The organism is Micromonospora sp. PRAS1 (assembly GCF_059553435.1).
The window spans coordinates 30,957-55,961 of the sequence record NZ_JCANNB010000030.1; the positions used below are offsets into that span (position 1 = coordinate 30,957).

24 protein-coding genes are annotated in these 25,005 nt (G+C 72.8%); 14 read left to right on the forward strand and 10 right to left on the reverse strand.

The window, feature by feature from the left end:
- The first annotated feature begins 10 nt into the window (after positions 1–10).
- Positions 11–958: a hypothetical protein gene (locus AC507J_RS24040; protein ID WP_496291451.1), complete on the forward strand. Its 948-nt coding sequence runs from the start codon at positions 11–13 to the stop codon at positions 956–958.
- A 90-nt stretch (positions 959–1,048) separates the two neighbouring features.
- On the opposite strand, the gene AC507J_RS24045 is transcribed toward AC507J_RS24040, so the two are convergent.
- Both AC507J_RS24045 and AC507J_RS24050 read right to left on the reverse strand, forming a co-directional pair.
- The gene (locus AC507J_RS24045) at positions 1,049–1,963 is read right to left on the reverse strand and encodes a serine hydrolase (RefSeq protein ID WP_496291452.1); all 915 of its coding nucleotides are present in this window, start codon (positions 1,961–1,963) and stop codon (positions 1,049–1,051) included.
- Entirely contained in the window at positions 1,960–2,880 is a 921-nt protein-coding gene (locus tag AC507J_RS24050) for a LysR family transcriptional regulator (protein ID WP_496291453.1), read from the reverse strand. The genes AC507J_RS24045 and AC507J_RS24050 overlap by 4 nt, the downstream gene beginning before the upstream one ends.
- A gap of 135 nt (positions 2,881–3,015) precedes the next feature.
- On the opposite strand from AC507J_RS24050, the gene bla reads away from it, so the two are divergent.
- Complete coding sequence (bla, locus tag AC507J_RS24055; protein WP_496291454.1) at positions 3,016–3,942, forward strand: class A beta-lactamase; 927 nt, start codon at positions 3,016–3,018, stop codon at positions 3,940–3,942.
- Positions 3,943–3,960: 18 nt separating this feature from the next.
- Here bla and AC507J_RS24060 read toward each other — a convergent pair whose 3' ends face one another.
- Positions 3,961–5,439 carry a glutamate-cysteine ligase family protein gene (locus tag AC507J_RS24060; RefSeq protein WP_496291455.1) on the reverse strand — a complete coding sequence of 493 codons (1,479 nt, stop codon included), beginning with the start codon at positions 5,437–5,439 and terminating at the stop codon, positions 3,961–3,963.
- A 204-nt stretch (positions 5,440–5,643) separates the two neighbouring features.
- Here AC507J_RS24060 and AC507J_RS24065 point away from each other — a divergent pair, with 204 nt between their 5' ends.
- Complete coding sequence (locus AC507J_RS24065; RefSeq protein WP_496291456.1) at positions 5,644–5,988, forward strand: DUF3817 domain-containing protein; 345 nt, start codon at positions 5,644–5,646, stop codon at positions 5,986–5,988.
- A gap of 98 nt (positions 5,989–6,086) precedes the next feature.
- On the opposite strand, the gene AC507J_RS24070 is transcribed toward AC507J_RS24065, so the two are convergent.
- Both AC507J_RS24070 and AC507J_RS24075 read right to left on the reverse strand, forming a co-directional pair.
- Positions 6,087–6,959: an alpha/beta fold hydrolase gene (locus AC507J_RS24070; protein WP_496291457.1), complete on the reverse strand. Its 873-nt coding sequence runs from the start codon at positions 6,957–6,959 to the stop codon at positions 6,087–6,089.
- An 82-nt stretch (positions 6,960–7,041) separates the two neighbouring features.
- Entirely contained in the window at positions 7,042–7,581 is a 540-nt protein-coding gene (locus AC507J_RS24075) for a hypothetical protein (RefSeq protein WP_496291458.1), read from the reverse strand.
- Between the two features lie 148 nt (positions 7,582–7,729).
- On the opposite strand from AC507J_RS24075, the gene AC507J_RS24080 reads away from it, so the two are divergent.
- The 4 genes from AC507J_RS24080 (at position 7,730) to AC507J_RS24095 (ending at position 12,769) form a co-directional block, all read left to right on the forward strand.
- Positions 7,730–8,851, forward strand: coding sequence for a baeRF2 domain-containing protein (locus AC507J_RS24080; protein WP_496291459.1), 1,122 nt, complete (start codon positions 7,730–7,732; stop codon positions 8,849–8,851).
- A gap of 13 nt (positions 8,852–8,864) precedes the next feature.
- Complete coding sequence (locus AC507J_RS24085) at positions 8,865–10,139, forward strand: thiamine pyrophosphate-binding protein (RefSeq protein WP_496291460.1); 1,275 nt, start codon at positions 8,865–8,867, stop codon at positions 10,137–10,139.
- Between the two features lie 118 nt (positions 10,140–10,257).
- On the forward strand, positions 10,258–11,661 hold the full coding sequence (locus tag AC507J_RS24090) for a hypothetical protein (RefSeq protein ID WP_496291500.1): 1,404 nt from the start codon (positions 10,258–10,260) through the stop codon (positions 11,659–11,661).
- A gap of 232 nt (positions 11,662–11,893) precedes the next feature.
- Positions 11,894–12,769 (forward strand): SigB/SigF/SigG family RNA polymerase sigma factor, encoded by an 876-nt coding sequence (locus AC507J_RS24095; RefSeq protein WP_496291461.1) that lies wholly within the window; start codon positions 11,894–11,896, stop codon positions 12,767–12,769.
- An 88-nt stretch (positions 12,770–12,857) separates the two neighbouring features.
- Here AC507J_RS24095 and ctaD read toward each other — a convergent pair whose 3' ends face one another.
- The 4 genes from ctaD to AC507J_RS24115 all read right to left on the reverse strand — a co-directional run bounded on the left by ctaD (position 12,858) and on the right by AC507J_RS24115 (position 17,241).
- Positions 12,858–14,861, reverse strand: a complete 2,004-nt coding sequence (ctaD, locus tag AC507J_RS24100) for an aa3-type cytochrome oxidase subunit I (protein WP_496291462.1) — start codon at positions 14,859–14,861, stop codon at positions 12,858–12,860.
- Positions 14,862–14,949: 88 nt separating this feature from the next.
- A complete protein-coding gene (locus AC507J_RS24105) occupies positions 14,950–15,717 on the reverse strand; it encodes an ATP-binding protein (RefSeq protein WP_496291463.1) in 768 nt (255 codons plus the stop codon).
- An 84-nt stretch (positions 15,718–15,801) separates the two neighbouring features.
- Positions 15,802–16,227 (reverse strand): glycosyltransferase, encoded by a 426-nt coding sequence (locus tag AC507J_RS24110; RefSeq protein WP_496291464.1) that lies wholly within the window; start codon positions 16,225–16,227, stop codon positions 15,802–15,804.
- A gap of 87 nt (positions 16,228–16,314) precedes the next feature.
- Positions 16,315–17,241 carry a glucosyl-3-phosphoglycerate synthase gene (locus AC507J_RS24115; protein WP_496291501.1) on the reverse strand — a complete coding sequence of 309 codons (927 nt, stop codon included), beginning with the start codon at positions 17,239–17,241 and terminating at the stop codon, positions 16,315–16,317.
- A gap of 391 nt (positions 17,242–17,632) precedes the next feature.
- Here AC507J_RS24115 and secA2 point away from each other — a divergent pair, with 391 nt between their 5' ends.
- From secA2 to AC507J_RS24135, 4 genes are all read left to right on the forward strand, one after another.
- Complete coding sequence (gene secA2, locus AC507J_RS24120) at positions 17,633–19,927, forward strand: accessory Sec system translocase SecA2 (protein ID WP_496291465.1); 2,295 nt, start codon at positions 17,633–17,635, stop codon at positions 19,925–19,927.
- A gap of 332 nt (positions 19,928–20,259) precedes the next feature.
- Entirely contained in the window at positions 20,260–21,000 is a 741-nt protein-coding gene (locus AC507J_RS24125) for an ANTAR domain-containing protein (protein ID WP_496291466.1), read from the forward strand.
- A 78-nt stretch (positions 21,001–21,078) separates the two neighbouring features.
- Positions 21,079–21,579 carry a DUF2231 domain-containing protein gene (locus AC507J_RS24130; protein ID WP_496291467.1) on the forward strand — a complete coding sequence of 167 codons (501 nt, stop codon included), beginning with the start codon at positions 21,079–21,081 and terminating at the stop codon, positions 21,577–21,579.
- A 144-nt stretch (positions 21,580–21,723) separates the two neighbouring features.
- The gene (locus tag AC507J_RS24135; protein WP_496291468.1) at positions 21,724–22,479 is read left to right on the forward strand and encodes a class I SAM-dependent methyltransferase; all 756 of its coding nucleotides are present in this window, start codon (positions 21,724–21,726) and stop codon (positions 22,477–22,479) included.
- Between the two features lie 88 nt (positions 22,480–22,567).
- Here the strand turns inward: AC507J_RS24135 and AC507J_RS24140 are convergent, their stop codons facing one another.
- Positions 22,568–22,966, reverse strand: coding sequence for an ankyrin repeat domain-containing protein (locus AC507J_RS24140; RefSeq protein WP_496291469.1), 399 nt, complete (start codon positions 22,964–22,966; stop codon positions 22,568–22,570).
- A gap of 246 nt (positions 22,967–23,212) precedes the next feature.
- Between AC507J_RS24140 and AC507J_RS24145 the strand changes: the two genes are divergently transcribed.
- From AC507J_RS24145 to AC507J_RS24155, 3 genes are all read left to right on the forward strand, one after another.
- Entirely contained in the window at positions 23,213–23,674 is a 462-nt protein-coding gene (locus AC507J_RS24145) for a cysteine dioxygenase (RefSeq protein WP_496291470.1), read from the forward strand.
- Between the two features lie 76 nt (positions 23,675–23,750).
- Complete coding sequence (locus AC507J_RS24150) at positions 23,751–24,248, forward strand: rhodanese-like domain-containing protein (RefSeq protein ID WP_496291471.1); 498 nt, start codon at positions 23,751–23,753, stop codon at positions 24,246–24,248.
- A gap of 132 nt (positions 24,249–24,380) precedes the next feature.
- A complete protein-coding gene (locus AC507J_RS24155; protein WP_496291502.1) occupies positions 24,381–24,872 on the forward strand; it encodes a winged helix-turn-helix domain-containing protein in 492 nt (163 codons plus the stop codon).
- Positions 24,873–25,005: the final 133 nt, after the last annotated feature.

The window sequence follows — 25,005 nt, forward strand, 5'->3', positions numbered from 1 at the left end:
CAATGGATCAGTGACCGACGACATCGAACACCGGCTCTCCCTGGCGGCCGAGGCGCTGCGCGAGTACGAGGTGACCACGCACCGGGTCGCGGACCTGCGCGCCCGGATCGACGAACTGGCCGACCGGGTCGCGCAACTGCGCGAGCAGTGCGTGGACGAGGAGAAGGACGTCGCCCGGCTGGAGGGCCTCTCACTGGCCCGGGTGCTGGCCTCGCTGCGCGGCGCGCGGAACGACCTGCTGGCCCGGGAACGGGCCGAGGCCGACGCCGCACGCTACCGCGCGGCCGAGGCCGCGGCCCGCCTCGACGCGCTGCGGCGGGAGCACGAGGCCGTGTGCGCGCGGCTCGATCAGCTCGCCGGAGCCCCGGACGCGTACGCCGACGTGCTCGACGCGAAGGAACGGCACCTGACCGGCACCGGCGACCCGCGCGCTGCACGGCTGCTGGCCCTGGCCGACCAGCGCGGACGGCTCACCGGCGAGCTGCGTGAGGTGGGCGAGGCCGAGCAGGCCGCCCGCGCCGCCCAGGAAGCCCTGGAACAGGTGCAACACAAGCTGGACAGCGCCTCCGGCTGGTCGACCTACGACACCTTCTTCGGCGGTGGGATGGTGAGCAGCGCGATCAAACACTCCCGCCTGGACGACGCGGCGCAGGCCGCCGCCCGCGCCGAGCGGTGCCTGGCCGCGCTGCGCACCGAACTCGCCGATGTGCCGGGCATCGACGTGATCGCACCGCGACTGGCCGTCGGCAGCCTGACCCGGTTCGTCGACATCTGGTTCGACAACATCTTCACCGACCTCGCGGTACGGGAGCGGATCAAGCAGGCCAGGCAGCACATCGAGCAGTGCCGGCGGTTGGTGGGCGACGTGCGGGTCCGGCTGGCCCAGCGGGCCGCCCGGGACCACGCCAGCCTCGGCGCGATCGAGACCGAGCGCAAGCACCTGCTCGCCGGCGGCTGACCGCCGATCCCGGTGGCGGCGGACGACGGCCTGGGCCGAGGGCGGCTCAGTGACCAGCGGCGCCACCGGCGATCCGCCGTACCCGGTGGGTCAGCGGTGGGTGGCCCGGAGGGCGTCGTGCAGCTCCCGCGCCACCTGCGCCAGCGCCGCCTCCGCCTGCGGCTGCACGGCCGCCGGCACCGTCGACTCGCTCAGCGCGGCCACCGCGTACGCCTGCCCGTCGCTGTGTTCCACCACGCCCACCTCGTGTCGCAGGTTGAGCAGGGTGCCGGTCTTCGACGACCAGCGGGAGGCGTCGGAGCTGAAGTCCGGGGCGAGCCGCTGCCGCAGCAGGTTGTCGCCCATCAGCTCGCGTACCCGGGCGGCGACCGGCACCGGGATGCGCGACGGGCGCCACAGGGCGTGCAGCAGTTCGACGAAGGCGCCCGCCGAGCCGGCGTTGGCCCGGCCCACGTCGAGCTGGGGGACCGGATGGCCCTGCCCGGCGGTGGTCGCGGACGCGGCGAGGGAGTGCGCGAGGTGTACCTCGTCCGGGGCGAACCGCTCGGCCGGCGTGTCGGTCAGGTCCCGGGTGCGGTGCCGGACGCTGATCCCCTCGACGCCGAAGCGGCGCAGCGCGGCGGCGACCTCCGTCGGCGGGGTGAGGGTGAACAGCGCGTCCGAGGCGCCCTCGTCACTGATCGCCATGCTGAGATAGAGCAGGTCGTCGACTGCCACGGTGGCCGGGTGCCGAAACCGGCTCAGCCCGGTCGGACCCGGTGTCCGCACCCGGCCGGGCGCCACCGTGACCGCGGTGGCGCCGTCGAGTTCGCCGCGTTCGATCCGATCCACGGTGGCCACCGCGAGCGGCACCTTCACCAGCGACGCGACCGGGAGGACGACGTCGGTGTCGAGCCCCAGCTCGTCGCCGGTGTCGAGGTCGCGGACCAGGACACAGCCGCGCAGCCCGGCCTCGCGCAGCGTTTCCCGAGCTGCGCGGAGCAGCCGACCGACCGTCACCGTCATGTTGGCTCCCGCCAGCCGTGCTCCGGGCGCTCCCCGGGCACCTGATCCTGCGCCCCGAGGCACCGGCCGATGGCGGCGTGCAGCGCGCCGCGTAGCCGCTCGGCGTCCTCGCGTACGCCGGCGGTCACCTGGTAGCCGCGGACCGGCCGCAGCTCGCCGAGGGGCCGCCAGTGCAGCCCGAGTTCGCCGGCCTCGGCGGGCGAGCAGAGCATCAGGTCGGTGCCGCCGAGCGCCTCGGCGGTGGCGTCGACAATGGAGGCCGAGATCGCCACCTGGGCCGGTCGCAGCCCGACGGCGTCGCGTAGCCGGGTCAGCGGGTCACGGACGTGCGGCACGTCGTCCTCCGCCGAGATCCAGACCCGGCGCCGTCGGGTCCGCCGGTCGGCTCGCGGCGCGCGCAGCGTCTCCAGATGCACCACCTCGACACCCGGGTCGGTGCCGCTCGCCAGCCCCAGCGGCACCCGCCACGCGGCCTCGTCCGGGGGTACGCAGACCAGCGCGGCGCGCACCTCGAAGCTCTGGCGCAGCCGGGCCCGTTCCGCCGGCTCGGCTCGACGCAGTTCCAGGTTCAGCTCGTGCCGGCGGGCCTCGACCACCAGGCCGGCCAGCGACCGTGGCGCGCAGACCGCCGGCACGGCCAGCCGGAACGGGCGCAGCCGGGCCCGTTCGGCGTCGTGCTCCATCGCCTCGGCCAGGTCCACGATCCGCCGGGCGGAGTGGAGCATGTCCCGCCCGAACGGGGTGAGCGTGACGCTGCGCGAGGTGCGGTCGAAGAGCCGACCACCGAGGTGCTGCTCCAGCGCGGCGACCCGGCGACTCGCCACCGACTGGGGGATACGGGCGACGGAGGCGCCGACGGTGAAGCTGCCGTGTTCGCCGACCGACACGAACGCCCGGCAGGCCGCCACCAGATCCATGTCGGGATTCTATGCCGGAACGGCATCAGTATCGCCCTCGGTGTCTTCGACAGCATGGACGAGCGCTGCGAGCCTGGGTACCGGCCACCCGGGAAGGCCTCCGGGACGCCGGCACGACCGACGAAAGGACCAGTCTTGACCAGCACCACCCGCCGTACCCGGATCTCCGCCCTCGCCGCCGCCCTGGCACTCGGCCTGCTGGCCGGCTGCTCACCCGGCACCCCTGCCACGCCGGCGTCGCCGACTGCCGCGTCGCCGTCCGCGTCGTCGCCGTCCGCTGCTCCGGTGGCCGTCGACTTCGCCCCGCTGGAGAAGCAGTACGACGCCCGGCTCGGCGTGTACGCCCTCGACACCGGCACCGGCCGCACCGTCGAGCACCGGGCCGACGAGCGCTTCGCGTACGCCTCGACGTTCAAGGCCCTGGCCGCCGCCGCGGTCCTCGCCGCGACGTCCACCGAGGAACTGGACCGGATCGTCACCTACTCCCGCGACGACCTGGTGACCTACTCGCCGATCACCGAAAAGCACGTCGAGACCGGCATGTCGCTGCGGGCGATCGCCGACGCGGCGGTGCGCTACAGCGACAACACCGCCGGCAACCTGCTGCTCGACCGGCTCGGCGGCCCGGACGGCTTCAAGCAGGTGTTGCGCGACATCGGCGACGAGGTCAGCGAGCCGGCGCGGTGGGAGACCGAACTCAACGAGGCGACCCCGGGCGACCCCCGCGACACCAGTACGCCCCGCGCACTGGCCAGCTCGCTTAAGACGTACGCCGTGGACGACGCGCTCTCCGCCGAGGACCGGGTGGTGCTTGTCGACTGGCTCAAGCGCAACACCACCGGCGACAAGACGATCCGGGCCGGTACCCCGGACGGCTGGCAGGTGGGCGACAAGACCGGCTCCGGTGGCTACGGCACCCGCAACGACATCGCCGTGATCTGGCCGCCGGACCGGGCCCCGATCGTGCTGGCCGTGCTCTCCAGCAAGGCCGACAAGGACGCCGAGCGCGACGACACCCTGCTGGCCCACGCCACCGAACTGACCCTCAACGCCCTGCGGTAGGACCGAAGTGGGGGTGGTTCAGGGGATCGGCCATTCGTGGACGGGGCGGTTGCAGTTCATCAGCTCCACGTAGTGCCGGACCACCTCGCGCAGCGCCTCCGGCCGGTCGAGTTGATCGGTCGACTCCAGCCGGTGCAGCGTCGCCACCTGCCAGCTGGCCCCGTTGCGGCCGGTCAGGCAGCGCTGCTCGATGATGCCGAGCAGCCGGTCCCGCTCGGCCGGGTCCAGCCCCCAGCGGTCCAGGCCGTGATGGGCCAGCGGCAGCAGGCGGCGCAGCACCAGCTCGGTGACCGGCAGGTAGCCCAGGCCCGGCCAGAAGACATGGGCGTCGATGCCGTGCCGGGCACAGGTGTAGAGGTTCTCCTCGGCGGCGCTGAACGACATCTGCGACCACAGCGGACGGTCCGACTCGGCGAGCGCGCGGACCAGTCCGAAGTAGAACGCCCCGTTGGCGACGGTGTCCAGCACGGTCGGCCCGGCAGGCAGCACCCGGTTTTCCACCCGCAGGTGGGGGCGGCCCCGCAGCACGTCGTAGACCGGGCGGTTCCACCGGTAGACGGTGCCGTTGTGCAGCCGCAACTCGGCAAGCGTCGGCACCCCACCGGCGGCGAGCGTCTCGGCCGGATCCTCCTCCTCGCAGACCGGCAACAGCGCCGGGAAGTAGCGGACGTTCTCCTCGAACAGGTCGAACACCGAGGTGATCCAGCGTTCGCCGAACCAGACCCGGGGGCGTACCCCCTGGGTCTTGATCTCCTCGGGCCGGGTGTCGGTGGCCTGCTGGAACAGCGGGATCCGGGTCTCCCGCCACAGCTCCCGGCCGAAGAAGAGCGGCGAGTTGGCGCCGAGCGCCACCTGGATGCCGGCGATGGCCTGGGCGGCGTTCCAGTAGTCGGCGAACTGGTTCGGGCCGACCTGGAGATGGAACTGGGTGCTGGTGCAGGCCGCCTCCGGGGTGATGGTGTCGGCGGTGACCGACAGCCGCTCCACCCCGTTGATGGCGATCCGCAGATCCTCACCGCGGGCGGCGAAGATCTGCTCGTTGAGCAGGGTGTACCTGGGGTTGGCCGAGAGCGTGGCCGCGGTCAGGTGCTCGGGCCGTACGGTGGGCAGGATGCCGATCATCACCAGCTGCGCGCCGACCGTCCGGGCCCGCGCGTCGGCCGAGTTCAGGCTGGCCCGTACGTCCTGCTCGAACTCGGCGGTGCCGATGCCGGTCAGCCGTCGAGGTGGCACGTTGATCTCGATGTTGAACTGGCCCAGCTCGGTCTGGAAGCTGGGATCGGCAACCGCGCGCAGCACGTCGGCGTTGCGCATCGCCGGCATCGAGTCCTCGTCGACCAGGTTCAGCTCGATCTCCAGCCCGGTCATCGGCCGGTCGACGTCGAACCGGGACTCGCGCAGCATCTCGGCGAAGACGTCGAGGCAACGGCGTACCTTCTCCCGGTAGCGGGCCCGATCCTGGCGGCTGAAGGTCTGCACGCCGACTTGCTCGCCCATGGTCACCACCCTGTCACCGCTGGTACCCCAAACGTCGCACGTCCATGCCTTTCGGCGCAGCTCCGAGCGCCCGGTTGTCCACCATTCGGCTTGCGCTCACCCGCGGCGTGCGGTCAGGCCCGGCGGCTGCTCCGGCCGCCGTAGGGTGACGCCGGTCGCGTCGGCGCCCCGAACGCCGCGAACCACCCGGCGGCGCCCGATAGCATGGCCGGCGTGCGCGAGAAGGTGACCCGACTGTTCGTGGTGGCGGCGATCGCGGAGGCGATCTCCTGGGCCGGCCTGCTGGCCGGCATGGCGGTCAAGTACGGCCCGCCCGGCAACGAGGTGGGGGTGCAGGTCTTCGGGCCGATCCACGGCGCGCTCTTCGTGGCGTACGGCGTGCTGGTGCTGGCCGTGGCCCGGGTGCACCGGTGGAGCCTGCTGGCCACCGTCGTGGCGCTGGCCTGCGCGGTGCCGCCCTTCGCCACCCTGGTCTTCGAGCGCTGGGCCCGCAGGCGCGGCATGCTCGACGTCGCCGAGCCGGCCCGCGAGCCGGCCCCGGTCGCCTGACCGCACGCCAGCTCACGAGCCGGCCGGCGGACCCGGTGCCGGCCCGGTGCCGGTGCCGGTGAGGAACGGACTTACGCCCGTGCCGGTGCGGAACGGACTCACGCCGGCCCGGTGCCGGTGAGGAACGCCCGCACCGTCTCGGCCAACTGCTTCGGGGCCTGCTCGGCCATGTGGTGGCCGGACTCGATCGGCGCGGCCCGTACGTCGTCGGCCCAGTCCCGCCAGATCGCCGCCGGATCGCCGTACAGCTCGACCATGTCGTCGCGGGTGGACCAGCAGAAGAGCACCGGGCAGCCGATCCGCCGCCCGGCGGCCCGGTCGGCGTCGTCGGCCGCCCGGTCCGGCCCGAGACCGGCCCGGTAGTCCTCGCACATCGCGTGCACCGTGGCCGGATCGTGGATGGCCCGCCGATAGTCGTCGTAGGCGGCCCGGCCCATCTCGTCGGGGGAGCCGCCGTACCAGGCGTCCGGATCGGCGTTGATCACCCGCTCGGCGGGCCTGCCGAGCTGACCGAGGAAGAACCAGTGCCACCAGCGGGCGGCGAACCGGGCGTCGCAGCGGGCCAGCGCCTCGCCGATCGGAATCCCGTCGAGCACGCCGAGGTGGCTGACCCGCTCCGGGTGGTCCAGGGCGGCGCGCATCGCCACGTACGACCCCCGGTCGTGACCCACCACGGCCGCCCGGTAGTGGCCGAGCGCGTCAAGCAACCCCACCACGTCGGCGGCCATCGCCCGCTTCGAGTACGTGGCGTGGTCCGCCGTGCTCGGCGGCTTCGACGAGCCGCCGTAGCCGCGCAGGTCGGGGCAGATCACGGTGTGCGAATCGGCGAGGCGGGGCGCCACCCGGTGCCAGGTCGCGTGGGTACGCGGATGCCCGTGCAGCAGCACCAACGGCGGCCCGGAGCCGCCGTGGCGTACCCGCAGCCGCACCGGGCCGACGTCGATCTCGTCCAGCGCGAATCCGGGGAACATGCGGCCAGCGGTGCCCACCGCAGCCGGGGCGGAAACCTCGGGCGGGCCCGCCGGTGGGCAGGTCCGCCGGGCCCGCTGCCGGTCAGGTCAGCGTGGCGCAGGCGGCCACCCCGGCGAGCAACAGCAGGCCCAGCATGGCCTGGAGCAGCAGCGGCGGGCCGAGGTGCGACCACATCGTGGCGGTACGCGGGCGCAGCAGTTGCCCGGTGGTCAGGTTGACGATCCGTTCGATCTTCGGTGCCAGGTCCGGGTCGCCCTGGTCGCGCAGGGTGAGCTGGACGTGATCGGCCGGGTGCAGTGCGCTCTGCGGCAGGTGCCCGTGCAGTTCGACCTCGTACGTGCGGCCGTCGGCGTCACGCAGCCGGATCGGGGTGACCAGGAACTCCGGACCCTTCTTGAGTTCCTTGAAGCTGCGCCGGCCGGTGCCGGAACCGGCCGAGAGCAGGGCCCGGACCAGCTTGGCGAGCAGCCCGACCACCCCGGCGGCGGCGAGCACCACCACCAGCACCGGCTGGCCCACGCGTACCTCCCGTGGGTAGCCGTCCATCAGGCGGACGACCTGGGCGGTGAGGATCCGGCCAGTGGGGTGCAGAGCACGCCGGGAGTACGATGTCGCGTCCATGATCACCACCCGCTGTTCGCGTACGGACACAGATAGTATCGATTCTCCGAGTTGAACGACATGAATGAACAGCGGTCACGCGATGGCCGGCAGGTGACAAGTGCGGGGGCGCGGGTAAGCGGTGGGCCGAGCTGGAAAGGGGTCGAGCATGCAGCTGTCCTTCCTGCGCCCGCTCTACCAGCGTCCGGGGCCGTGGTGCTCGGTCTACCTGGACGCCTCGCTGGACACCGAGGACGCCCACGCGGCGCTCGATCTGCGCTGGCGTGGCCTGCAACGGCAGCTGGCGGATCAGGGCGCCGACGAGCCGACCGTCGCCGCCATCGACCGGGTGGTACGCGGGCACGACCCGATGCCCGGCGACTACGGGCTGGCGGTCTTCGCCACCGGAGGACGCGTGGTGCTCTCCGAGTACCTGCACGCGCCGCCGCGCCGCGATCTGGCCGCCTACGATTCGCTGCCGCACGTGATGCCGCTGCTGGCCCAGCGGGGCGAGCAGGTGGCCTGGGTGCGGGTCCTGGCGGACCGGACCGGCGCGGACGCGATGTCGGTAAGCGCCGGTGGCGTACCGCGGCGGGCCCACGTGGTGGGTCGGGAGAGTTACCAGCTGCGCCGGGTCAAGCCGGGCGGCTGGTCGCAGTCGCGCTACCAGCGCGCCGCCATGGAGGCGTGGCACCACAACGCCGGTGACGTCACCGCCGCCACCGTGGAGCTGGCCGAGCGGGTCGGTGCCGAGGTGGTAGTGGTCGCCGGCGACGTGCGGGCCACCGGCATGATCGCCGCGCAGATGCCGGAGCGCTGGCAGGACCTGGTGGTACGCACCGACGCGGGGTCGCGGGCCGGCGGTGCCGACCAGACGCTGCTCGACGACCTCACCGTGCAGACCATCGCCGAGGTGGCGGACCAGCGGGTCACCGCCGCGCTGGACCGCTTCGGCATGCAGGAGGACGTCGGCGCCGGGCTCGACGCCGTGGTGGCCGCGTTGCAGCGCAACCAGGTCGACACGATGCTGATCGTGGACGACCCGTCCGCGAACGGCGAACTCTGGATCGGCCCGGCGGCCACCGACATCGCCATCGACCCGGCGCACCTGGCCGCGGTCGCCGACCCGCCGCAACGGGTCCGCGCCGACGCGGCGCTGGTCCGCGCGCTGGTCGGTACCGACGCCGAACTCACCGTGCTCGGCCCGGACGAGGCGCCGGAGCTGCTGGACGGGGTGGGCGCGGTGCTGCGCTACGTCGACCCGTCCACCCCGGGACGGGGCGGTGCCTGACCGGAGCGGGGCGGTGCCTGACCGCAGCGGGGCGAGGCTCGCAGCGGAGGCGCTCGTCGCGCGGTTGGCGGCCTGGCGGGTACCGCGGGTCTTCGGCCAGCCGGGCGAGGCGGTCGCGCCGCTGGTCGAGGCGCTGGCGGCGGCCGGCGGCGAGCCGGAGTTCGTACCCACCCGGCACGGGGAGAGCGCCGCCTTCATGGCCATCGGGCACGCCCGGCTCACCGGCGGCCTCGGCGTCTGCCTTGCGTCGCCGGGTCCGGGCGCGTACGGGCTGCTCAGCGGCCTGGAAGCGGCCTGGCGCCCGGGCCTGCCGGTGCTGGCGATGGTGGGCGCAAACGACCCGCCCGGTGACACCGACCCGTCCGGTGACACCGACCCGCTCGGCGACACCGACCTCCCTGGCGAGACCGACCCGGACCGGTTCGCCGGCCCGGGGATCGAAGGCCTCTTCGCCGGCCTCTGCCGGCACGTGCGGTACGCCGCCGACCCGGGCCGCGTCGCGCACCTGGTGGACGAGGCGGTGCGGTACGCGGTGACCGGCGCCGGGCCGGCCTGCCTGGTGCTGCCCCGGCTCGCCGTACCCGACCGCCCGTCCGCGACCAGCGGGCCGACGGGTTCTGTACCGGTCGCATCTGTACCGGTCGGGTCCGGGCTGACCGATTCTGGGCTGTTCGGGTCGGCGCTTACCGAGTCCGGGCTGCTCGATCCGGGGCTGGTGCTCGACGAGCTGTGCGCGCGGCTGCCTGCTCGGGGCACCGTGGTGGTCGACGGCGATCCGATCCTCACCGGGTACGCCCGGCACCTGCGTCCCCGGTCGGGGCTCACCGTGGGCGACACCCCCGGCGGCGGCGCGCTGCCCTACGCGGTGGCCGCCAAGTTGGCCGGCCCCGACCGTCCGGTGCTCGCCCTGACCGGCGACGCCGGCATGCACCCGCACGGCCTGACCGAACTGGTCACCGTCGCCCGTCGCTGGCCGACCTGGCCCGATCCGCGCCTGGTGGTCGTGGTGCTCAACACCCGTACCGAGGCCGGGCACCGGCCGGGGACCGACGACGTGCCGTACGCCGGCTGGGCCCGGCTGCTCGGCCTGGACGGCGTACGGGTGGACCGGTCGCGCCTGGTGGGAGCGGCCTGGGACGCGGCCCTCGCCGCCGACCGCCCCTGCCTGCTGGAGATGGTCCTCGACCGTACCCACCGCCCCGCCCTCGCCGATCTTGCACTTCTGGTCGCCGCGAAACCTGACGAAAGGCGCGGAACGGCGACCGAAAGTGCAAGATCAGCGTGGTAGGGGGAGGGATCCGCTGGTTGATGCCGTTCGGTGGGTCGATGCCCTGTTTAACCCGCATCGAGGCGGGAAGCCGGGCCGCGTGGCGAGCGAACGAGGCAGGGTGGATCCGGTGCGCGAGGTGCGCCCGGGCCTGACGGCGCAGGGCGCCGGCCTGGCCGGCGACCGGGTCGTGGCGGCCGGCAGCATCGCCCGGATCCTCGTCGCGGCCGTCGCCCGCGCGCTGCGCGGTACCGACTGCGCCGATCTCGGGCACCCCGGCCCGGTGTCCCGCTTCGCCGGCTCGCCCGAGCCGATCCGCCGCGCCGTGGCCGCGCGGGCCGTGGGTCGGGTCGCCCTCACCCCCGGGCAGGCGGCCGAGGTGGACGCCGAACGGGTCGCCCGCTGGTTCGCCGACCAGTACCCCCGCCGCCGCTACCCCGGGGTGCTGGTGGGCTCCCCACACGGTGCCGCCGCGCACCTGGCGGTCGCGCTCGGGGTGCCCTGGCTGCCCGCCGGGTTCGAGATGATCGCGCACTGGCCGCAGGGCGCGGTGGACCGTCCCGGCGCGGCCCTGGACCACGGCGCCGGGCTCGCCGGCCGGCTGCTCGCCGGCAACCCCGACCTGCACCTTCGCCAGGTTCACTGCCCGGCCAGCCGGGGTGCGCTCGCGGGGGCCACGGTGCTGCTGGCCGCCCGCTGGCGCCGGCTGCCGGCCGCGTACCGGCGGTTCCTGGCCGAGCGGCTCGCCCCCGGAGCGTCGGTGCTGATGCTGCGCGACGGCCGGACCTGGCCGGTGCTGGAGAGCCACGACGGGCACAGCTTCCAGGTGGGCTGCCCGGGCAGCGGGCTCGACCCGGTCGACTTCCACCCCGACAGCCACGCGCTGCGGCAGGTGTTGCGCTCGGCCGGCGGCAACGGTACGCACTGGGAGTTGCCGGAGATCTGCGCCCCGCCGGCCGCCGCCGAACACGGGGTGGAGTCCGGTTTCGAACTCGACGTCCGGGAGTGGGCCACGCGGCAGGCGCACCGGATGCGTCGCCTGCTCTTCCCGGCCCCGGAGGTGCTCAGCGCCGCCATCGCCGACCTGTACCGGCACTGGCTACGGGCCGCTGGCAAGACCGGTGACCGGCTGGTGGTCGAGTGCGGCCGGTTGCTCGACCCGTGGCAGGTGCTCCGGGCCGGCCTGGTGCCGTACTGGTGCGAGAACGCCACCCGTCGCAGTGTCGAGCAGGTGGAGTGGTGGTTGGCCGGCAGCGGCACGTTCAGCTCGGTGGACGTGCTGCCGGAGCCGCCGGGCGTACGCTCGCCGGCGCTGGCCGGTCTGCCGCAGTGGCTGGCGGTGGCCGGGTTCGGTAGGCGTCGCCGGGCGCTGGACCGTACCTCCGCGCGGGGGTACCCGGTCGCCTCGGTGCCCACCCGCCGGGCCACCGAGGTGCTCCGCGCCCAGCCCTGCGACCTGCCCGCCCCGCCGCCGCTCGGGATGGCCGACGCGCTTACCGTGCTGCGGGACATCGGTACCCGCGACGGCCTCCTCGTCAGCTGACCGACCAGGAACCGCGGGGCTGGCGAAACATCCTCGCGAACCCGCGATCCCGTGATTGAGTACCTACGGAGCGGGAACACCGCCGGCTGCGACAGGCTGATCACCTCGGCGTGGCATGGCGCCGTCGCCCGCTGGCATCCCAGCACGTAACCCACTCACAGGCCCGTGCGTGCCCACGCGCGTGCCCGGTGTTCGGCGAATCCGGGCGGGGTCCTTCCTGAGGGAGGCGCGGATGTTCGGACAGACCAGCACGACCACACCACCACCCACCGATCGGGGACTGGAGGATCTCGACGCGGCGGCGCTGGCGTACGCGGCGCGGATCGAAGGTCTGCCGCCGGAACGGCGCCAGGAGGCACGCGACGACCTGGTGCGCTTCGCGTTGCCGTTCGCGGGCCGGTTGGCCCGGCGCTACCGGGGGCGCGGGGAGCCGCTTGAGGATCTGGAGCAGGTGGCCCGGTTGGGCCTGGTCAACGCCGTCGACCGGTACGACCCGGAACGTGGCTCTTTCACGGCGTACGCCGCGATCACCATCGTGGGTGAGATCAAGCGGCACTTCCGGGACCGGACCTGGGGCGTGCACGTGCCCCGCCGGTTGCGCGACCTGATCCTGGAGGTCGGGCAGGCGACGGCGGCGTTGACCAGTGAGCTGTCCCGGGCACCGACGGTGGCCGAGTTGTCGAAGCGGCTGGAGACGCCGGAGGAGGAAATTCTCGCCGCGCTTGAGTCGGCGGCCGGCTACAGTCCGGCCTCGCTCAACGCCCCGGTGGGCGGGGAGAGCTCGGCCGAGTTCGGTGACCTGGTCGGCGAGTCGGACATCGCGCTGGAATCGGTGGACGACCGGGTGACCGTCAGCGGCCTGCTGCACCGGCTGCCCTGGCGGGAACGGCGGATCCTGGCCATGCGGTTCTACGGCAACCAGACCCAGGCCGAGATCGCGGCCCGGTTCGGCATCTCCCAGATGCACGTGTCGCGGTTGTTGTCGCGGGCGCTGACCTGGCTGCGTCAGGCAATGCTCGCCGACACGCCGCCGCCCTGGCAGAACGGCCCCGCTGAATCGGAGTCGAAGACGAAGGAAGCAAGCCCGGCCTCATCCCGCGTCCGCTGAGCGGCTCGGCCGGTTGGTTGGTTCGGCCGGCGGCGGGGCGCGCGAGGACAGCCAGCCCGGCGGGCAGCGCGGGGACGGCGACGCCCGTTCAGTTCTCCGGGGTGTCGCCGTGCCCGCGCGGATGCCGCCACCGGTCGTTGGGCTGCGGGCTGCGTTCCCCGCCCAGCGGGTTCTCCTCCGGCTCGTCGGTCTCCTCGAAGCTCGGCCGGCGAATCTCTTCCGGGCTCGGCACCTCGACCGGCCGGGCGCCGGACTGCGGTATCGGTTGGTACGCCACGGCCTCCCGGGCACCGTGCGCGCCCTCGGCGCTGGGCGACTCGGGCGGATGCGGTTCGCGGTGGAACTCCTCGCGCAGTTCCTGCGGCGGACGCGTGGTGCGTTGTGGCAGGTCGCGACCCAGATCGGAGACGAGTTCGCCGTACTTGGCGTCGAAGGCCGGGCGCTCGGAGCGGATCCGGGGCATCCGGTCGAAGTTGCGCAGCGGCGGCGGGCAGGTGGTCGCCCACTCCAGCGAGTTGCCGAAGCCCCACGGGTCGTCCACCGTCACCAGCGCCCCGAACCGCCAGGACTTCCAGGCGTTCCAGATGAAGAAGAGGGTGGACGCGCCGAGCACGAAGGCGAAGATGCTGGAGATCGTGTTCAGCGTGGTGAAGCCGTCACTCGGCAGATAGTCGGCGTAGCGCCGGGGCATGCCCTCGTTGCCCAGCCAGTGGTGCACCAGGAAGGTGCCGTGGAAGCCGATGAACATGGTCCAGAAGTGGAGCTTGCCGAGCCGCTCGTCGAGCAGCCGCCCGGTCATCTTCGGCCACCAGAAGTAGAAGCCGCCGAAGAGCGCGAAGACCACCGTGCCGAAGACTACGTAGTGGAAGTGCGCGACCACGAAGTAGGTGTCCGTGACATGGAAGTCGACAGGCGGCGCGGCCAGCAGCACGCCGGTGAGCCCGCCGAGCAGGAAGGTGACCAGGAAGCCGACGGCGAACAGCATCGGCGTCTCGAAGGTGAGCTGCCCCTTCCACATGGTGCCGATCCAGTTGAAGAACTTCACCCCGGTCGGTACGGCGATCAGGTAACTGAGGATGCTGAAGAACGGCAGCAGCACCTGGCCGGTGGCGAACATGTGGTGTGCCCAGACCGCCATGGAGAGCACGGTGATGGCGATGGTGGCCAGCACCAGGCCGGTGTAGCCGAAGATCGGTTTACGGGAGAAGACCGGAATGATCTCGGTGATGATGCCGAAGAACGGCAGCGCGATGATGTAGACCTCGGGATGCCCGAAGAACCAGAACAGGTGCTGCCAGAGCATCGGCCCGGCGGTGTCCGGGCTGTACACGTGCGCGTCGAGCAGCCGGTCCGCGGAGAGCGCCAGCAGCGCGGCGGCCAGCAGCGGGAAGACCAGGATCACCAGCACGCTTGTGAAGAGCATGTTCCAGGTGAAGATCGGCATCCGGAACATGGTCATGCCCGGCGCGCGCAGGGTCAGGATCGTGGTGATCAGGTTGACCGCGCCGAGAATGGTGCCCAGGCCGGACACCACCAGACCGATCACCCACATGTTCGTCCCGACCCCGGGTGAATGCTGGGCGGTGCTCAGCGGCGCGTAGGCCGTCCAGCCGAAGTCGGCCGAACCCTGGGGTGTCAGGAAGCCACCGATCACCATCAGCCCGCCGAACAGGTACAGCCAGTACGCCAGGGCGTTCAGCCGGGGAAACGACACGTCCGGCGCGCCGATCTGGATCGGCACGATGTAGTTGCCGAACCCGAATGCCGCAGGCGTGGCGAAGAGCAGCAGCATCACCGCGCCGTGCGAGGTGAAGAGCTGGTTGTACTGCTCCGCGGAGAGTAGTTGCAGCCCCGGCCGGGCCAACTCGGCGCGGATCAGCATCGCCTCGACCCCGGCCACCAGGAAGAAGGCGAACGAGGTCAGCAGGTAGAGCAACCCGATCTGCTTGTGATCGGTGGTGGCCAGGAATCTGATCAGCTTTCCGCCGCGGATGGGCTCGCGGACCGGGCCGGGGTAGCCCCCGAACCGGGCCGGTGCCAGGATGGCCGGGCCCCGGTCCTGTCCGGGTTCGGAGGTTACCCGTTTGGGCATGAGCGCTCACCCCGCTGGAGGACGGAAAAGGACGGGCGTGGCTACCCGCCCCGCCGACCATGTAACCAGGCGGAAGAGCGAATTTCGGTCAATTCGCCGGCAGCGTGGCCCAGACGGCCTTCCCGTCGCCGGCCGGCGCGCTGCCCCAGCGCTCGGCCAGCTCGCGGACCAGCAGCAGGCCCCGGCCGCCCTCGTCGCGCTGCCCGGCGTGCCCGGGGCGGGCCGCCCGGTGGCTGCCGTCGACCACCGCCAGTTGCAGCCACGGCCGGCGCAGCGTCACGGTGACCTGCATCGGGGTGCGGGCGTGCCGGACCACGTTGCCGACCAGCTCGCTGAGCACCACCGACGCCGGGTCGACCGTCTCCGGCAGGTTCCACCGGGCACAGGCGTCGGCGACGAGTTCCCGGGCCCGCCGGCAGGCCGCCGCCACCGGTTCCAGGCGCATCCGGACCCGGGGGACCGCCGACGCGCCCGCCACCCGGGTCGCCTCGGCGCAGGTGGCGTGCACCGGCAGCGCCCGTCCGGCGGCCGACGCGGTCAGCCGAGCGGCCGTATCTGGCTGCGGCGCGCAGAACACCATCGGCACCGCCGGCCAGTCCCCGGCGCGCCGGACCGCAGCGGCGAAGACCGACACCGCCAGGCTGTCGCGTACGGTCAGCCCGGCCAGGTCGACCACAAGTGCGTCGGGCTGGCGGGCCAGGCATTCGTCCAGGACCGCGTACACCTCGCGCATGCTGGCCAGGTCGAGGATGCCGGCGAGCGCCACGACGGTGACGGGTGATCCGTCACGTACCTCGCAGGTGATCCGGCCCGCCATCTCCGCCCTCGTCTCGCGCCCGCCCTGGGAACCTGCCAACTACCGTCACCATCCCTGGGAGCCTGCCAACTACCCGGCACCGGGCCGGGTGAAACCGCGCGGCCGGGTGCCAACGATGCTGGATCAGGCCGCCCGCAGCGTGGGCGCGGCGGTGCCGAGGCGGCGTAGCTGCTGGTAGAGGGCGAGGTAGCGGCGGGCCATCACCGCCGGGGCGAACCGGGCCGCGGCCTCCCGCCGGCACTCGTCGGGCTCCAGCAGACTCGCGGCGAGCACCAGGTCGCCAAGTTCCTCCTCGTCGCCGGTGAGCAGCCCGGTGCGGGCGTGCTCGACCAGCTCGGGCAGGCAGCCCCGGGCGACCGCCACCACCGGCGTGCCCAGGGCCAGCGACTCCACCACCGCGGTGCCGCCCGGCTCCTCCCAGCGCAGCGGAAACAGCGTGGCCCGCGCGCTGGCGAGCAGCCGGTGGTGGTCCCGGCCGGCCACGGTGCTGACCCAGCGCACCCGGTCACCGTCGAGGTGCGGGGCCACCGAGTCGTGGAAGAACCGCACGTCTCGGCGAAACGGTCTCGGTGCCGCCTCGCGGTCGGCGTACCTCGGTGGCGTGGGTGACCCACTCGGCGCGGTCGGGGCCGTCGGTCACGCCGCGGTGACCCGCCGGCGCGGTAGCAGATGCCGCAGCTCGGCCAGGGGTGGCCGTTCCGCCACGGAGACGTCGCTGACGACGATCTCCCGGTCCAGGTTCGGCAGCGCGTCGGAACCGCCCCGGCGGAACTGGGTCAACAGGGGAGTCGGCAGCAGCTCGGGATTCGCCCAGCCGCGCCGCTGCAACCGGGACCAGACGGTCAGCATGATCTGAGCGGACATCCGGCCCAGCGCGGCCGTGTCCTGGTGCCGGTGCTTGCGCTCGCCGAGGTCGACCTGGGCCAGCGCGTCCAGCCCGACGAGTTCGAGCAGGTCGATAAGCATGGCGGTCTCGACGCCGTACCCGGAGACGAAGGGCACCCGGGCGAGCACCTCGCGGCGGCCCGCGTACTCGCCGCCGAGGGGTTGCACGAAGCCGGCCAGTTCCGGCCAGAACAGGTTCAGCACCGGCCGGGCCATCAGCTCGGTCACCCGGCCGCCGCCGTCGGCCTCCACGCCGCTGGTGCTGATCAACGGCCGGTGGTAGAAGCCCTTCACGAAGTCGACCGAGGGATCGGTGAGCAGCGGTCCGAGCAGCCCGGTGACGAAGTGCGGCCGGAACTCCCGCAGGTCGGCGTCGACGAAGGCGACCACGTCGCCCTCGGCCGCGGCAAGCCCGGCCCAGAGCGCGTCGCCCTTGCCGGTCAGCCGGGGCAGCCCACGGGTCATCGCATCCTGGCCGACCACCTCGGCGCCGGCGTCCCGGGCCACCTGCACGGTGCGGTCGGTGGAGCGCGAGTCGACCACGATCAGCTCGTCGACCAGCGGCACCCGGTCCATCAGGTGTTCCCGGATGGTCGACACGATGGCGCCGACCGTCGCCTCCTCGTTGCGCGCCGGCAGCACCACGCTGACCCGGGTCTCGCCCTTGGCCCGCAGCAGCCGCCGGGTCGGCCAGTCCGCCTGGGAACTGGTCCGATAGGTGGCCCACGCCTCGACCACGGGCGAGACCAGAGATTCACTGTTCCGCACAGGCACCCCCTGATGGCGGGAAGACCGAGAGTTGGATTTCCCAGCACCCCGCACGCTAACCGGATCCGTCTCCCCAGCTTGATCAGGACCCTGCTCCCGGCACGTTCCCGGCGGATGAACGTTTGATTGCGGCCCGCCCGGACGCGGCCCCTGCCTCCGCGATCTTGCACTTTCGGTCGGCAATATGTGTCTTTCACCCGCATTTGTGGGGGCGGAAAGTGCAAGATCGCGGAGATTCGGGGGTGGGGGAGCGGGTGGGCGGGACGCTCAAGATCCGTTTGGTCGCGTACCGTTGCGGCTCATGGGTGTGTCGCAACGGTTGAAGACCAGGTTCCGCCGATTCCTCCAGCGCCCGGGGACCACGGTCGACCTGGCCCCGCTGGAGAAGCTGCTGCCGGCCATCGAGGCACGTGAGGAGGAAGTCTCGGCGTTCGACGATGCCGAGCTCACCGAGGCGGCCGGCGCGGCGACGAGCTACGAGGAGATCTGCGCGCTCGGCCGGGAGGCCGCCCGCCGCGGCCTCGATCAGCGGCCGTACGACGTCCAGCTGCTCGGCGCGATGTCGCTGCTCTCCGGCAAGGTCGCCGAGATGGCCACCGGCGAGGGCAAGACGCTTACCGCCGCGATCGCCGCCTACGGGCACGTGCGGCTCGGCAACGGTCCGGTGCACGTGCTCACCGTCAACGACTACCTGGCCCGCCGCGACGCCCAGTGGATGGAGCCGGTCTACACCCTGCTCGGGCTCACCGTCGGCTGGGTCAACGAGGCGTCCACGCCGGTCGAGCGGCGGGCCGCGTACGCCTGCGACGTGACCTACGTGGCGGTCAGCGAGGCCGGCTTCGACTTCCTGCGCGACCAGCTCGTCACCGACATCGACGACCGGGTCCAGCCGCCGCTGCGCACGGCGATCGTCGACGAGGCCGACTCCATCCTGATCGACGAGGCCCGGGTGCCGATGGTGCTGGCCGGCTCGGTGCCCGGCGAGCAGGATCCGGTGCACGCCGCCGCCGCGCTGGTGCGCGGGCTGCGCAAGGGCCGGCACTACACAGTCGCCGAGGACGGCCGCAGCGTGGCGTTCACCTCCGCAGGGCTGGCCGCCGTCGAGGCCAAGCTCGGCATCGACCTGTACGACGAGGAGCACGTCGAGCAGCTCTCGGCGGTGAACGTGGCGCTGCACGCGCACGCCCTGCTGCACCGGGACGTGGACTACATCGTCCGGGACGGCACGGTCGAGCTGATCGACGAGATGCGTGGCCGGGTCGCCCAGCGGCGGCGCTGGCCGGACGGGCTCCAGGCGGCGGTGGAGGCCAAGGAGGGGCTGGACGCCACGGCCGAGGGCGAGGTGCTGGGCACCATCGCCGTGCAGGCGTACATCAACCTCTACCCGAAGGTGTGCGGGATGACCGCCACCGCGGTGCTCGTCGGCGACCAGCTCCGGGAGTTCTTCGGCCTGGAGGTCGCGGTGATCCCGCCGAACACCCCGTGCGTACGAGTGGACGAGCCGGACCGCATCTACGCCACCCGGGCGGAGAAGGAGGAGGCGCTGATCGACGAGATCAAGCGCTGCCACGCCGACGGGCGGCCGGTGCTGGTGGGCACCCTGGACGTCAAGGAGTCCGAGCAGTTGGCCACCGGGCTCAACGCGATCGGTGTGCCGTGCGTGGTGCTCAACGCCAAGAACGACGACGAGGAAGCGGCGATCATCGCCGAGGCCGGCGCGTACGGTGTGGTCACGGTCTCCACCCAGATGGCCGGCCGGGGTGTGGACATCCGGCTCGGCGGCAGCGATCAGGCCGACCGCGACCGGGTGGCCGAGCTGGGCGGCCTCTACGTGATCGGCAGCGGCCGGCACGACAGCCGCCGGGTCGATGACCAGCTGCGTGGTCGGGCCGGCCGGCAGGGCGACCCGGGTGGCTCGGTCTTCTTCGTCAGCCTGGAGGATGACCTGGTCGTCCGGCACGCCGGTGACGCGGTGCCGCCCTCGCCCCGGATGAACGCCGACGGCCTGGTCACCGACCCGCAGGTGGACTACGCCGTGGAGCACGCCCAGCGGGTCGCCGAGGGCGTCAACCACGAGATCCACCGCAACACCTGGCGATACAGCGTGGTGATCGAGCAACAGCGCAAGGCGCTGGCCGAGCGCCGCGAGCGGCTGCTGACCAGCGACATCGCGGCGCTGATGCTGCTGGACAAGATGCCGGAGAAGGCCGGCGAGATGGACGAGGACCTGCTGGCCCGGGTGGCCCGGTCGATCGCGCTCTACCATCTCGACCGTCTCTGGGCCGAGCACCTGGCCGAGCTTTCGGAGGTCCGCGAGGGCGTGCACCTGCGTGCCCTGGGCCGGCTCGACCCGCTCGACGAGTTCCACCGGGCCGCGGTGCCGGCCTTCACGAACCTGGTTCCGGAGATCGAGCGGCGCACCCTGGCGACCTTCGAGGAGACGGAGTTCGACGAGGACTGGGAGCCGGACGCGGCGAAGCTGGTCCGGCCGAGTGCGACCTGGACGTACCTCGTGCACGACAACCCGTTCGGCTCTGAGTTGGACCGGTTGATCGCCTCGGTCGGCCGCCGGCTCAGCGGCGCCGGTGCCCGCTGACCGAGGCACCTACCGTTTCGGCGCGGCAGCCGACCGGCTGCCGCGCTGACGGCTGATCGGTGGTGGCCGCGGTGCCGTTCTTGGCGGCCCGGACCCGCCCCTCCGGGCGGTGCCAGTACCCTGAAAGGGCTCCGGTTTGCACCGTTTCGACCCTTGTTCGGGTGGGTAGTAGGGCGAGTCCACGCGGTTCGGGTCGCCCGGGACCGGGTGGACCGGGTCTGCGCGGCGTCAGCAAACGGATCACCCCTTCGGCGCGCGGCGACGCGGAGTACCGGATGATTCGAGGAGGAACAGGTGACGACGCTGGCCGGTCGTACGGGGGCTGAGGGCCGGTGAACCTGGAGGCCAGTCCACCGCTGGTGGAGACGCTCGGCGTGCTGGAGACGGCCGCCCTGCTGCGGGAGTTGACCGCCGGACTGCTCGCCCTGGAGGACTTCGACCAGGCGCTCTCCGAGCTGGTCCGGATCACCCGGGACGCGCTGGCCGGGGTGAGCTGGTGCGGGTTCACCGCGCTGCGGGCCGGCGAACCGGCCGGCGTGGCCGCCTCCGACCTCGGGCTCAGCGGGCTTGACGACCTGCGGTACGGCGCGGACACCCCGGCGATGGACGCGATCCGGCTGCGGGAGATGGTCGGTGCGGAGGACCTGGACGCCGAGCGCCGCTGGCCGGACTGGACGGCCCGCGCGCGCGAGTTGGGCGTACACGGGGTGATCTCGGCCCCGGTCGACATCGACGAACAGGTCATCGGGGCGGTCAACCTCTACGCCGGCGAGTCCGACGCGCTCACCACCGGCCACCAGTTGACCGCGATGCTGCTCGCCGAACACGCCGGCCTGCTCCTGGCCGCGGTCCGCGACCGCCAGCGGCGGGCCGCGCAGGCCGGCGAGCAGGACGCCGCGCTGCTTGGGGACGGTGTGATCAGCCAGGCCGTCGGAGTGATCATGACGCAGCGCGGCTGCCCCGCGGAGGACGCCCTCGAGGTGCTGCGCAGCGCCGCGGCTTCGCTCTCCATCCCGCTTCGTGCGGTGGCTGAGCGGCTGGTCAGCACCGTCTCCCGCCCCCGGGACAACTGACCCGGTCGTTTCACCCGGCTGGCACCCGGGTAGCACCCTGGGCTGATGGGCTGATCCGATCCCAGGGGGGACAAAGAGATGCAGAGCCGGCTGCGGGTGCAGGGGCATCCGATCCAACCGATGCTGGTGACCTTCCCGTACGGGCTCTTCGTCTGCGCGACCATCTTCGACCTCGCCGACGTGGCCGGTGGGCCGGCGTTCCTCGGCGAGGTCGGCTACTGGACGGCGGTGGCCGCCCTGGTGACGGCGGCGTTGACCGCGGTGGCCGGGATGGTCGACCTGTGGGACGTGCCGCCGGACCGCACCCGCCGCACGGCGATCAGCTTCAATGTCGTGAACGCGGGCATGGCCGGGCTTTTCCTGCTCTCCTGCCTGGTCCGAGCGGACGCGCCGAACCGCGGTGCCACCCCGGCACTGCTTGTCGTCGAGGTGCTCGCCCTCGCCGTCGGCGGGGTGGGCGTGCACCTTGGCGCGCGGCTGATGCGGCACTTCGAGGCCAGCCGTGCCGAGGTGACCGGCGTCGAGGTGGTACGCGGCCTCGACGGCCCCACCGTCGAGGTCGTCCGCCCCCGCCCGTAGGCCCCGCCGTCGACTACCCGGGCTATTCGCCGTGACCCGCGTCGGCGGCCGGCCGCCTCTGGTCGGCGGCCGGCCGCCTCTGGTCGGTGCCGGGCCGGGGAAAAGGCGTTGCCGCCGCAGTGGCGGCCGGAAACGCTTGCACCCGTGCCACGAGAATCGAGCTTTGAGGATCTGATCGCCGAAGGGGTCGCCGCCCCGGTCGAGGGGTGGGCGTTCGACTGGCTCGCCGGGCGGGCCACGGAGGAACGTCCACCCTGGGGTTACGCGCGGCTGGTAGCGGCCCGGATGGCGCGCGCCGGCGCGGCGTTGGACATCGACACCGGCGGGGGAGAGGTGCTGGCCGAGGTGCCCCAGCCGCCCCCGCTGCTGGTCGCGACCGAGGCGTGGCCGCCGAACGTGGCGGTGGCGTGGGCCAACCTGGCTCCGCTCGGGGCGAGCGTGGTGGCGGTGAACGGCGACGCGCCGCTACCGTTCCGCGACGCCGCCTTCGACCTGGTGGTCAGCCGGCATCCGGTGCGTACCGACTGGCCCGAGGTGGCGCGGGTGCTGCGCCCGGGCGGTACGTTCCTCTCCCAGCAGATCGGCCCGGGTACCGTACGCGAACTCAGCGAGGCGATCCTCGGCCCACTGCCACCGCCGGAGCACCGCCATCCGGAGCACGCCGTGGCTGCCGCCCGGGCAGCCGGCCTGTCCGTGGTGGACCTACGGGAGGCGACCCTGCGGACGGTCTTCCACGACATCGGCGCGGTGGTCTGGTTTCTGCGCAAGGTGATCTGGACGGTGCCGGGCTTCACCGTGGCGGCGCACCTGCCCGCGCTGCGGCGCCTGCACGAACGGATCCGCGTCGAGGGCCCCTTCGTCGCCCACGCCCGTCGCTTCCTCATTGAGGCCAGCGCGTAGGCGGCCCGCCGGTGCCGGCCAACTGCGACCGGTTCGGTGTTAACAGGGGGCCCTTCCTCTACACCAGGCGTTAATAGGGGGCCCTTCCTTACACCTGGCCGGAGCGGAGCAGCGCGAGCATTTCGGGCAGGTCGAAGAACTCGGCGGTGGCCACCGCGGACGGATTGCCACCGTCGGGGTCGGCGCCGGCGTCGAGCAGGGCGCGTACCGCCTCGGCGTTCTTGCGGAAGACGGCTGCGGCCAGCGCCGTCTGTCCCCGGTCGTTGGCGCGGGAGTGGTCGGCACCCCGGTCGAGCAGGGCGCGCACCGTCTCCGGATGGGCGTGATAGGCCGCCAGGATCAGCAGGCTGTCACCCTTCTGGTTGGTCAGGTTGACCGGCAGCCCCGCGTCGACGTACCCGGCGAGTTCCGCAGTCGCGCCGTCGCGCGCCAGGTCGAACATCCGGTGCGCGAATTCCAGGGTCTCGGCGTCGAGTTCCTCGCTCACCGGTCCAGGTTAGTCGGCGCCGCCGCGCCGCTCGCGACCGCCGGTCGACTGCGGTGATCTCTGCCGGTCGCCGCGTTGTTGGCCTGGCCGTTGCGTCGTCTGGCCCGCCGTTGCGTCGTCGTCTCGCCACGAACGGGTGAACGTCGCGACCGAGCCGTCCCAGATCGTAGGATAGCCTACTAAACCTATAGGGTTTATCTTCTAAGCTGGTCGGGACGTACCGCCGACGACCGCCGTGAGGACCTGATGCTTGCCGTACCCGCCACCGAGTCGGACCTGCTCGCCGTCGCCCGGCGCTGGGCCGCCGATCCCGCGAGCTGGCCGGTGCCGCTGCGCTTCGACCCCACCAGCCGCTGGTACGCCCGGCTGGCGACCCATGACGACCACGAGGTGTGGGGGCTGAGCTGGCTGCCCGGCCAGGGCACCGACCTGCACGACCATGGTGGCTCCTCAGGTGCCTTCCTGGTCGTCGCGGGTGTCCTCACCGAGGAGACGGTCAGCGGTGGCCGGATGCGCCCGCACCTGCTCGCCACGGGCGCCGGCCGCCGGTTCGGCCCGCGACACGTGCACGTGGTGACCAACCGGCACGCCGACCCGGCGGTCAGCGTCCACGTCTACCGTCCGGCCCTGCGCCGGATGACCCGCTACCAGCTCGCCGACGGCCGGCTGGTGGTCGCCGAGGTGGCCGAGGCCGGCGTGGCATGGTGATCCCCTCACGGCCCGCCGCAGCCCGTCGCCGGAGCCTTCGACGCGGAACGATGATCTTTTCTGGAAGGAACCCATGATGTCGCAGACCGAAACCGCCGCCCCCCGCTGTCCGGTGCCGGTGCCGCCCCCGGGCTCCCGGGGAATCGACGAGATCCTGGCCGCCGCGCGCGCCCGGATCGACCGGCTCGACCCGGAGCAGGCGCACCTGGCGTACCGGGGCGGTGCACTGCTGGTCGACATCCGGCCGGCCGCGCAGCGGGCCGCGCACGGCACCGTGCCGGGGTCGCTCTGCATCGAGCGCAACGTGCTGGAGTGGCGGCTCGACCCGCGTTGCCCGGCCCGGTTGCCCCAGGCGGTCGGCTACGACCTGCCCGTGATGATCATCTGCCAGGAGGGTTACACCTCGTCGCTGGCTGCCGCCTCGTTGCAGGACCTCGGCTTGTTCCGGGCCACCGACGTGATCGGCGGCTTCGCCGCGTGGCGGATCGCCGGCCTGCCCGTACTCGGTCCCACCCCGCCAGCCAGTCCGTCCATCCTCGCGCCCCCGGCGACCGCCGGTCGGGCGTCCCGCTGAACCACCCACGCCCACCCGGCGTGGCGGTAGTCCCAGGAGGCCAGCATGTCCGTCGTCGCCATCAGCCCGCGTCAGCACCCGCCCGGCCGCCCCAACCGGACCCGGCTGGCGCGGCCGCGCATCGGACCGACCCTGACCATCACGGTCGATCTCGCCTCGGGGACGGCGAGCCCGCGCCTGACCCGTCTGATGGAGTTGCTGAGCGAACTGGCCGAGTCGGGTGAGGGCCGGCTGTCCCACGACGGCTGGCTCTTCCCCGAGGACGTCCCCGAACGGGCCACCCCGCCGGACCCGGGCCCGGCGAACCGAGCCGCCCCGGTGGACCCGAGCGTCGTACGCATCCTCACCGGACCCCGCGTGGTGCAGCAGGGCGACCGGACCATCCCGCTTACCCGCATCGAGTACGACCTGCTGCTCTTCTTCGCCGAGCGACCGCGCCGGGTCTTCACCCGCATGCAGCTGCTCAACTCGGTCTGGGGCTACGACCACGCCGTGGCGCGCACAGTCGACGTGCACGTCCGTCGGTTGCGGGCCAAGCTGGCCGCCGGCACGCCGTTGCTGACCACCGTCCACGGCGTCGGGTACCGCCTCGCCGACGAGGCCCGGGTGGCCATCGAGCCGTGAGGACGGCCCACCACGTGGCGCGGCGCATCCCGACCGGGGGCGCCGCGCCCGTCCGGTTGTGGCGGCCGAAAACGAGATGCCCGGTACGCGACGTCAGCTGCGGGCCGCTGAGAAGGTGAATCCGCCGGGGACC

What these genes read in the sequence shown, in the direction of transcription:
- AC507J_RS24095 (WP_496291461.1), top strand. Translation starts at nt 11,894, where the DNA reads ATGTTCGGACAGACCAGCACGACCACACCACCACCCACCGATCGGGGA.
- AC507J_RS24080 (WP_496291459.1), top strand. Translation starts at nt 7,730, where the DNA reads ATGCAGCTGTCCTTCCTGCGCCCGCTCTACCAGCGTCCGGGGCCGTGG.
- AC507J_RS24150 (WP_496291471.1), top strand. Translation starts at nt 23,751, where the DNA reads ATGTCGCAGACCGAAACCGCCGCCCCCCGCTGTCCGGTGCCGGTGCCG.
- AC507J_RS24145 (WP_496291470.1), top strand. Translation starts at nt 23,213, where the DNA reads ATGCTTGCCGTACCCGCCACCGAGTCGGACCTGCTCGCCGTCGCCCGG.
- AC507J_RS24075 (WP_496291458.1), bottom strand. Translation starts at nt 7,581, where the DNA reads ATGGACGCGACATCGTACTCCCGGCGTGCTCTGCACCCCACTGGCCGG.
- AC507J_RS24045 (WP_496291452.1), bottom strand. Translation starts at nt 1,963, where the DNA reads ATGACGGTGACGGTCGGTCGGCTGCTCCGCGCAGCTCGGGAAACGCTG.
- AC507J_RS24065 (WP_496291456.1), top strand. Translation starts at nt 5,644, where the DNA reads ATGGCCGGCGTGCGCGAGAAGGTGACCCGACTGTTCGTGGTGGCGGCG.
- ctaD (WP_496291462.1), bottom strand. Translation starts at nt 14,861, where the DNA reads ATGCCCAAACGGGTAACCTCCGAACCCGGACAGGACCGGGGCCCGGCC.
- secA2 (WP_496291465.1), top strand. Translation starts at nt 17,633, where the DNA reads ATGGGTGTGTCGCAACGGTTGAAGACCAGGTTCCGCCGATTCCTCCAG.
- AC507J_RS24070 (WP_496291457.1), bottom strand. Translation starts at nt 6,959, where the DNA reads ATGTTCCCCGGATTCGCGCTGGACGAGATCGACGTCGGCCCGGTGCGG.
- AC507J_RS24050 (WP_496291453.1), bottom strand. Translation starts at nt 2,880, where the DNA reads ATGGATCTGGTGGCGGCCTGCCGGGCGTTCGTGTCGGTCGGCGAACAC.
- AC507J_RS24130 (WP_496291467.1), top strand. Translation starts at nt 21,079, where the DNA reads ATGCAGAGCCGGCTGCGGGTGCAGGGGCATCCGATCCAACCGATGCTG.
- AC507J_RS24060 (WP_496291455.1), bottom strand. Translation starts at nt 5,439, where the DNA reads ATGGGCGAGCAAGTCGGCGTGCAGACCTTCAGCCGCCAGGATCGGGCC.